Genomic DNA, 8,087 nt, shown 5'->3' with positions numbered 1-8,087 from the left:
CGGCCCGGGCCCGCACCATCGCGACGAGCGGGGCGATGCCCGAGCCTCCCCCGATCAGCTGCACCGGCGACCGACGCGGCGCCGGTGCGCCGTCGGGCTCGGGCAGCACGGCGTGCACCGCCGAGTCGGGGTCGAACTCGGTCGGCGGCCAGACGAACCAGCCGCCGATCGGGCCGCGCACCTCGACCGGGTCGCCGACCTCGGCCGCCGAGACGAGGTACGGCGAGACCTCGCCGTCGGGGAGCTCCTCGACGGTGAGCTCGATCTGCGGTGCCCGGCCCGCGCCTCCTGCGCTCGCCCGCACGTCCGACAGCGAGGCGTCCGACGACGAGGCATCCGACGACGAGACGTCCGACAGCGAGACGTCCGACAACGAGTACGAGCGGACGGCCTGGTAGCCGTCGTCCGCGGTGAGACGGACGTCGACGTGCTGACCGGCCCGGGCCGGTCGCAGCCCCGGCACCTCGAGCACGATCGAGCGCCCGGTCGAGGTCTGCGCTGCCGCGGCGACGATCGTCGCCGGCAACCACCTGAACGGGTCATCGGGCGGCGACGCAGGCGAGGAAGCGGCCTCGCCGCCGCCCGGGGCGCTCACGCGTAGCGCTGTTCGCGCCAGGGGTCGCCGAGCGCGTGGTAGCCCATGCTCTCCCAGAAGCCACGGCGGTCGGAGGCCATCGTCTGGATGCCCTGCACCCACTTCGCGCTCTTCCAGAAGTAGAGGCCGGGCACGAAGAGCCGGGCCGGGCCGCCGTGCTCGGACCCGAGGGGCTCGCCCTCGTAGGTGTCGACGACCCACGCCTTGCCGCCGAGCAGCTCGCTGAGCGGCAGGTTCGTGGTGTAGCCGCCGTAGCTCGTCGTCATCGCGAACTCGTGCGTCGTCTCGAGGCCGTCGAAGAGGGTGTCGAGCGAGACCCCCGACCAGTGCGTGCCGAGCTTCGACCAGCTCGTGACGCAGTGGATGTCGGTCTCGATCTGCTCGTGCGGCAGCGCCTGGAAGTCGGCCCAGCTGAGCGAGCGGCTGCCCTGCTCGGTGCCGAGCTGCAGCTCCCACCGCTTGATGTTCGGGGTCGGGCCGGCCGACAGCACCGGGAAGCCCTTCTCGAGGTGCTGGCCCGGCGGGAGGCGCGGGTCGGCCTCGCGACGTCGGCCGAAGCCCGTGAAACCTGCCATGGTGCGCCTCCTCGTGGTCGACGCCAGGCTAACCGGCCCGAGCCGCGCGCGCCGGGGCGTCCCCCTCCGGACCCCCGCGCCTCCACCGCCAGCCTGCGTCCCCGCTGGGAGTTGCTCGACACGAGCCCCCACGGGAGTCGTACGGTGGACGGAGGTCAACTGCGAAAGGACCCCCACATGGCTGAGTACACCCTTCCCGATCTCCCCTACGACTACAGCGCCCTCGCGCCGCACATCAGCGCGAAGATCATGGAGCTGCACCACTCCAAGCACCACAACACCTACGTCACCGGCGCGAACACGGCCAACGCCGCCCTCGCCGAGGCCCGCGAGACCGGCGACCTGGCGAACGTGAACAAGCTCGAGAAGGACCTCGCGTTCAACCTCGGCGGCCACGTCAACCACTCGATCTTCTGGACGAACCTCACCCCCGAGACCGGCGAGCCCACCGGCGACCTGCTCGAGGCCATCGGCCGCGACTTCGGCGACCTCGAGAAGTTCAAGGCCCACTTCACCGCCACCGCGCTCGGCGTGCAGGGCTCCGGCTGGTCGGTGCTCGCCTACGACGTGATCGGTCAGCGCCTCAGCGTCTTCCAGCTCTTCGACCAGCAGGGCAACGTGCCGTTCGGCCTCGTCCCGCTGCTGATGCTCGACGTCTGGGAGCACGCCTACTACCTCGACTACCAGAACGTGCGCGCCGACTACGTCAAGGCCTTCTGGAACATCGTCAACTGGGACAACGTCGGCCAGCGCTACGCAGCCGCCACCAGCAAGACGCAGGGCCTGCTGACCTTCTAGCAGCAGCCTGTCCTCCCAGGGAGGCGCGGTGCGGGATCTCCTGCACCGCGCCTCCTTCGTGTTCTCGGTCCTCGATCTTCGGGATCCAGGAAGTCGTCGCCTCGGGCTCCTGAACCGTGCGCGACTCAGGACGATGCGTCCCCTCCTCGCGAGGATCAGGACCGATCTTCCTGAATGAGGGAGGAACAGCAGAGGCGGCGACGGGTCCGACCTCGGGATGAAAACCCGGGGCAGGAGGCGCGCGGCACCCGGCCCTGCACCTAACCTGGCGCACATGGCGGACGCGAGACGGTGGGGACGGCACGTCGTCGCGCCGGCCACCGCCCTCGTGTACTTCGTCTTCTGGGTCGCCAGCTCGTGGGGCCGCGGCGGCGTCGCCGACAACACGGTGGTCTTCGGCCTCTTCGCGATCGGGATCGCCCTCGCCTGGTGGATCCCGACCACGTCGCTCGCGCTCGTCGTGGTCGTCCCGGTGCTGCAGCTGCTCGGACTCGCCGAGGCACCGTCGCAGGACACCTGGACGGCGTACGTCGCCATCGCCCTGGTGATGGCCTTCGTCGCCGTGAAGCCGTCGCCCTGGCTCCGGCTCGCCGCGCTGCTCGTCGCCGCGGTCGCCGCCGGGCTCGCCGCCTGGCTGCTCGCCGTGCCGACGCTGACCCGGCCGCAGAGCTGGAGCACCTGGGTCGGCGCCGGCACGACGGGGCTCCGCATCGAGTTCTCCCTGCTCACCGCGGCCCTGTTCGGCGTCTTCGCCGGTGCGTGGGCGATCGGGGTCGCGTTCGCCAGCCTCCGACGGGTGCTCGTCATCCGCCAGGCCCTGGAGGCGACCGAGACCCGCTTCGAGGCGACCGACCTCGAGCTGCGGCTCGCCCAGGACAGGGCGCGGATCTCCCGCGACGTGCACGACGCCCTGGCGCACTCCCTCGCGGTCGTGGTCTCGCAGGCGCAGGGCGGGCTCGCGCTGCAGGCGACCCGCCCCGAGGTCGCGGAGGAGTCCCTCCGCACCATCGCCGAGGTCGGCCGCACGGCCCTGCTCGACGTACGGCGCCTCGTCGAGCGCATCACGCAGGACGACGACGTCACCGCTCCCCGCGAGACGCTCGCCGACGTCGACGCCCTCGTCGTCGCGATGCGCGAGGTCGGGATGGAGGTGGACGTCACGACCGAGGGAGCCCCCGGGCCCCAGGGGCCGGACGGCGCCCTCGCCCCCTCGCAGGAGCTCGCGGTCTACCGCATCGTCCAGGAGAGCCTGACGAACGCGCTGAAGCACGCGGGCACCTCGAGCCGCGTCGCGGTGCAGCTCGACTGGCGCGGCCGCGGGCTCACGCTGCAGGTCACGTCCCGGGGCCGCGGAGCCCCGCTCGTCGCGGCCCGCACCGGGGCCGACCGCGGCGCCGGCGTCCGCGGCATGACCGAGCGTGCCCGTCTGGCGGGCGGCTGGCTCACCGCGCAGCCCTCGGCGGACGGGACCGCCTTCGAGGTGACCGCGTTCGTGCCGACGACCGGCGCCTCCTCGGTCGTCTCGCCCGGCGCCTCCTCCGCCCCTGCCTCTGCCTCTGCCTCTGCCTCTGCCCCCACCGAGAGAAGCTCCTCATGACCGACTCGCCCGCCGCCGGCACCGCCAGCCCGGCCGTCATCACCGTCGCCGTCGTCGACGACCAGCCCCTCTTCGCGTCCGGCCTGCGCATGCTGATCGAGGCGCAGCCGGACCTGCGCTGCGTCGGCACCGCCGTCGACGGACGCGAAGCGCTGGCGCTGGTCGAGCGCGAGCACCCCGACGTGGTGCTGATGGACCTCCGCATGCCCGTGATGAACGGGCTCGAGGCGACGGCTCGCATCCTGGAGGGAGTCTCGCCCGACGACCTGCCCCGGGTGGTCGCGCTGACGACCATCCAGCGCGACGAGGCCGTGTTCGGGGCCCTCAAGGCCGGGGCCTACGCGTTCCTCACGAAGGACGCGACGCCCGACGAGGTGCTGACGACGATCCGTGCGGCGTGGGCGGGCGACCCGGTGCCGACCGCCGCGGCCGCGCTCGACGTCGTGCACGAGTTCGCCGTGCCGACGTCCCCGGCTCCCCGCGTCGACCCGCTCGAGCCGCTGTCGCCGCGCGAGCGCGAGATGTTCACCCTCGTCGCCCGGGGGCTCAGCAACATCGAGATCGCCGGCGAGGCCTACCTCAGCGAGGCGACGGTGAAGAGCCACGTCCGCTCGGTGCTGCAGAAGCTCGGCATGCGCAACCGCGTGCAGATCGTCGTCTTCGCCTACGAGAACGGCCTCGTGCCCGTCTCCGACGGCGGGCCGAGGCTGCGCCGGTGAGGGCCGGTCGCCGAGGGGCCGGCCGGTGAGGGCCGGCGGACGGGAGCGCGTCGCAAAGCGGGTCACCGTCGTCGCCGTGGCCGCGCTCGTCGCCGCGGTCGTGGCCGTCGGCATCCCCGCCAACGCCGCCTGGACCCTGCCCGACCTGCCCGAGAAGGACCAGGCGTCGTGGACGATGCCGCTCGACCAGTACGTCGGGGTCGGCGTCGTCCGGCTCAACTACGCGACCGAGCTGCTCATCCAGGACTGCATGGTCGACGCCGGCCACGACGACGCGGTCGTGCCCTGGCGCGACGTCGACGCGGCCGCCGGCGCGACCGAGCGTCAGCCGCTCCGCGCCTTCGACCTCGACGCCGCCCGGGAACGCGGGTACCACGTGCCTCCGACGTTCGACGCCGGCGCCGACGCCTGGCGGGCCTTCGAGTACCGCGAGACCTCGCCCGACGAGGCGGCCGACCGTGCGACCTGCCTCGAGCGCGCCTACCGCCAGCACCCCGAGCTGTTGACGGGCGCCTCCGCGTCCTCGACCACGGGCTCGGTGGGCGACGTCGCCGTCCGGCTGAGCAACGCGGCGTTCCTCGAGGCCCGGCAGGACGCCTCCGTGCGCCGGGCGGCCGATGCGTGGCACACCTGCATGCTCGACCAGGGCGTCGGCGCCGGGCCCTGGGCCGACGACCTGCCGGACGACCCGGCGGACATGCCCACCACGAGGATGGCCCAGACCTTCACCTCCTACGACCCCGCGACCACCGTCGGCGACGAGGAGCGCGACCTCGCCGAGACCGACGCCGCCTGCCGTGCCGCCTCGGGCTACCTCGACGCGCTCTACGAGGCCGAGTGGCAGCAGCAGCTGACCGTGCCGCACGACTACGGCGAGCGCCTGGCGCAGATCGACACGGGCCCCCTCGTCGCGGCGCAGCAGCTCGTCGACCGCACGATCGAGCGGCTTGGACCCGAGCGGCCGGCGGGCCTGTAGGAGACGAGGACGCCTCGGCCCTCCGACGGGGGGTTACGAAACAGGTTGCGGAGTATGCATGATGGGGTACAGAGGGACACTGACGGGGCGGGGGCGCCTGCCGGTCGGCTGACGCTGGTCAGTCGATCGGGGGACGGTCCGTCGGCCTGATCAGCGCGGCGAGCTCGCCGGCGAGGCCGGCGGACCGCGGCGACAGGAACGACGGCAGCACGAAGCGCATCATGTCCTGCAGCCGCTCGAAGACGTCCGCGTGGCCGGTGCTGAGGGCCGAGAAGGTCTGCACCCCGCTGAAGGCGCCGACGACGAAGCGGGCCGCACGGTCGACGTCGAGGTCGTCGCGGAACGTCCCCTCCGCGACCGCGCGCCCCACGTGCCCCGCGGTCTCGTCGACCCAGGCGAGAGCCGAGGGCGCCCGGCTCGGCACCTCGCCGATCGACTCGGTCGACAGCCGCAGGCCGGCCGCGACCATCGGCTCGGTCGAGAGCTGCGTCGCGAAGGACGCGCAGGCCAGCATCAGCGCACCGGCCGCCGACGGGGCGTCCGCGATCGCGAGCTCGGTCCACGACTGCGACAGGCGCTGCTGCTCGGCGACGACGGCCCCGGCCAGGTCGGCCTTCGAGCGGAAGTGGAAGTAGAGGGCGCCCTTGGTGACCCCGGCCGCGTCCGTCACCTGGTCGAGCGACGTCTCGGCGTAGCCCCGGGCGAGGAACACCGAGGAGGCGCCCTGCAAGATGGCCGCCCGCGTCTCGCGGGCCCTGCGCTGCTGCGCCACGGTCGCCTCCTGCCCTCTGCTCGTCGCGTGCCCGTGGTCGGCGGGCATCGGCGAGGTGATCCCAGGGTAGGGCCACCGACCTCACTGCCCGGGCAGGACGACGCGACGAGACCGTCGTCGCCGTGCCGTCGTCGGCGTGCCGTGGATCCGCTGCCGCGGAGCCCGCACGGTGCCGCGGTGCCCCGTCACGTTCCGAGCGTCGCGTCCCGTCGTGGCGAGACGTCATGCTCGCAACGAGACGGGACAGCACGGCCCCCGGCTGCACGCGCGCCCCGCGGCGGGCGGCTCGCGAACAGCACCCCGGCGACGACGACGACCCCCGCGCAGACCTCCACGAGGTCGGGCACCTCGTCGAAGGCGACCCACGACGCGAAGACGCCGACGACGGGCACGAGCATCGAGAACGGGGCGACGGTGCTCGACGGGTACGCCGCGAGCAGCCGGGTCCACAGCCCGTAGCCGAGCACCGTCGCGACGAGCACCACGTAGAGCAGGCCGATCACCGAGGGCAGGGCCGCGACCGTGAACGCGCCCGCGAGGCTGTCGCCGATGCGCTCGGGACCCTCGACGACGAGCGAGAGGGCGAGCATCGGCACGGGCGGCACGACCGACATCCACAGCGTCAGGCGCAGCGGGTCGGGCGCGGCCGCACGCCGGACCGCGACGTTGCCGAGGCCCCAGCCGACCGCCGCGCAGAGCGTGAGCACCACGGGCAGCAGGGCCGCGACCTGCGACCGGTGCGCGGCGATCACCGCGAGCGCCAGCACGGCGACGCCGATGCCGATCGCCTGCCGCCGCGTGATGCGCTCGCGCAGCCAGATCGCGGCGATGACGACGGTGGCGGGCGCCGACGCCTGCAGCACGAGCGACGCGAGGCCCGACGGCATGCCCGCGGCCATGCCGAGGTACAGGAACCCGAACTGCAGGATGCCGAGCCCGACGCCCACCATCAGCAACCGCGACCACGGGATCGCCGGCCGCGGCACGAACAGCAGGGTCGGCACCGCGAGCAGCGCGAACCGCAGCGCCACGAGGAAGATCGGCGGGAAGTGGTCGAGCGCCAGCGCCGTCATCGGGAAGTTGACGCCCCAGCACACCACGACGACGAGGGCGAGGAGACGGTCGCGGGGGCTCATGGGACCAGCTTGCCGGAGGTGCGGATGCAGGACCAGCGCAGGTCTCGTCATCGACGATGTAGCGTCCCTTCATGGAGATCCAGCACCTCGACCTGCTCCGCGAGCTCGCGGACCGCGGGAGCGTCACCGCCGTCGCCGCCGCCGTGCACCGGTCGCCGAGCGCGGTGTCGCAGCAGCTGCGGACGCTCCAGCGCCAGCTCGGGGTCGAGCTCGTGCGGCGGTCGGGACGCGGGGTGCAGCTGACCGACGCGGGGCTGGTGCTGGCGCGCGCCTCCGTGGCGGTCTCGACGGCGGTCGCCGAGGCGGAGGCGGCCCTCGAGGCGCACCGCGGCGGCCGGGTCGGCGTGGTGCGGCTGGCGATGTTCCCCTCGGCGGCGGAGCTGCTGCTGCCGGGCCTGCTCGTCCGGATGCGCGAGCACCCGGGGGTCGAGCTCGAGATCGACGACCGCGACGTCTCGGAGGACGAGTTCGCGCCCCTCACGGCCGACGTCGACGTGGTGATCGGGCACCGGTCGGACGGCGTCGTCCCGGTCGAGCACCCCGGGCTCACCGTCGTGCCCCTGCTGCGCGAGCCGCTCGAGGTCGCGCTGCCCCTCGACCACCCGCTGGCCGGACGCGAGCGCGTCACCGTGGCCGACGTGATCGGCGAGCCCTGGGTCGGCGTGCCGGAGGGGTACCCCATCGACCGCGTGCTCGTCTCGATGGCGCTGCAGTCCGGGGTCGTGCCGCAGGTCGTGCACCGCACGGTCCACCTGCCGGTGATCGAGGCGATGGTCGCCGCGGGGCTCGGCGTCGCGCTCGTCCCCCGGCACACGTCGGCCGGGCGGGCGCCGGGGCGGTTCCGCCTCGCGACGCTCGACAGCGTGCAGGCCGGCCGTCACGTCGAGGCGCTGATGCGGCCGGAGCGGGCGGCCCGGCC

Annotated in this window: 8 protein-coding genes and 1 pseudogene; 5 read left to right on the top strand and 4 right to left on the bottom strand. The window is 73.6% G+C overall.

Going from position 1 to position 8,087, the window contains the following annotated elements:
- Positions 1-595: pseudogene (locus RWM17_RS09910) on the bottom strand (hypothetical protein); the annotation flags it as partial.
- Positions 592-1,170, bottom strand: a complete 579-nt coding sequence (locus RWM17_RS09905) for a molybdopterin-dependent oxidoreductase (RefSeq protein WP_192170257.1) — start codon at positions 1,168-1,170, stop codon at positions 592-594. The gene RWM17_RS09905 and the pseudogene RWM17_RS09910, both read right to left, overlap by 4 nt.
- Positions 1,171-1,347: 177 nt before the next feature.
- Here RWM17_RS09905 and RWM17_RS09900 point away from each other — a divergent pair, with 177 nt between their 5' ends.
- The 4 genes from RWM17_RS09900 (at position 1,348) to RWM17_RS09885 (ending at position 5,260) form a co-directional block, all read left to right on the top strand.
- Complete coding sequence (locus RWM17_RS09900) at positions 1,348-1,968, top strand: superoxide dismutase (RefSeq protein ID WP_314103193.1); 621 nt, start codon at positions 1,348-1,350, stop codon at positions 1,966-1,968.
- 274 nt (positions 1,969-2,242) lie between these two features.
- On the top strand, positions 2,243-3,565 hold the full coding sequence (locus RWM17_RS09895) for a histidine kinase (RefSeq protein WP_314103190.1): 1,323 nt from the start codon (positions 2,243-2,245) through the stop codon (positions 3,563-3,565).
- Positions 3,562-4,284 carry a response regulator transcription factor gene (locus tag RWM17_RS09890; protein ID WP_314103187.1) on the top strand — a complete coding sequence of 241 codons (723 nt, stop codon included), beginning with the start codon at positions 3,562-3,564 and terminating at the stop codon, positions 4,282-4,284. The genes RWM17_RS09895 and RWM17_RS09890 overlap by 4 nt, the downstream gene beginning before the upstream one ends.
- 25 nt (positions 4,285-4,309) lie before the next feature.
- Positions 4,310-5,260 carry a hypothetical protein gene (locus RWM17_RS09885; protein ID WP_314103184.1) on the top strand — a complete coding sequence of 317 codons (951 nt, stop codon included), beginning with the start codon at positions 4,310-4,312 and terminating at the stop codon, positions 5,258-5,260.
- Between the two features lie 118 nt (positions 5,261-5,378).
- On the opposite strand, the gene RWM17_RS09880 is transcribed toward RWM17_RS09885, so the two are convergent.
- Entirely contained in the window at positions 5,379-6,032 is a 654-nt protein-coding gene (locus RWM17_RS09880; RefSeq protein WP_314103181.1) for a ScbR family autoregulator-binding transcription factor, read from the bottom strand.
- Between the two features lie 185 nt (positions 6,033-6,217).
- Entirely contained in the window at positions 6,218-7,168 is a 951-nt protein-coding gene (locus tag RWM17_RS09875; protein WP_314103178.1) for an EamA family transporter, read from the bottom strand.
- 71 nt (positions 7,169-7,239) lie between these two features.
- Here RWM17_RS09875 and RWM17_RS09870 point away from each other — a divergent pair.
- Positions 7,240-8,087 (top strand): LysR family transcriptional regulator (locus RWM17_RS09870; protein WP_314103174.1); only part of this gene is annotated, 848 nt, incomplete at its 3' end.

This window comes from uncultured Frigoribacterium sp., assembly GCF_963515265.1.
Lineage (GTDB): Bacteria > Actinomycetota > Actinomycetes > Actinomycetales > Microbacteriaceae > Frigoribacterium.
This window is presented reverse-complemented; position numbering and strand designations above follow the sequence as displayed.

Bases quoted from the DNA above. Each gene is read 5' to 3' on its own strand.
- RWM17_RS09905 (WP_192170257.1), bottom strand. From the start codon at position 1,170: ATGGCAGGTTTCACGGGCTTCGGCCGACGTCGCGAGGCCGACCCGCGC.
- RWM17_RS09900 (WP_314103193.1), top strand. From the start codon at position 1,348: ATGGCTGAGTACACCCTTCCCGATCTCCCCTACGACTACAGCGCCCTC.
- RWM17_RS09895 (WP_314103190.1), top strand. From the start codon at position 2,243: ATGGCGGACGCGAGACGGTGGGGACGGCACGTCGTCGCGCCGGCCACC.
- RWM17_RS09890 (WP_314103187.1), top strand. From the start codon at position 3,562: ATGACCGACTCGCCCGCCGCCGGCACCGCCAGCCCGGCCGTCATCACC.
- RWM17_RS09875 (WP_314103178.1), bottom strand. From the start codon at position 7,168: ATGAGCCCCCGCGACCGTCTCCTCGCCCTCGTCGTCGTGGTGTGCTGG.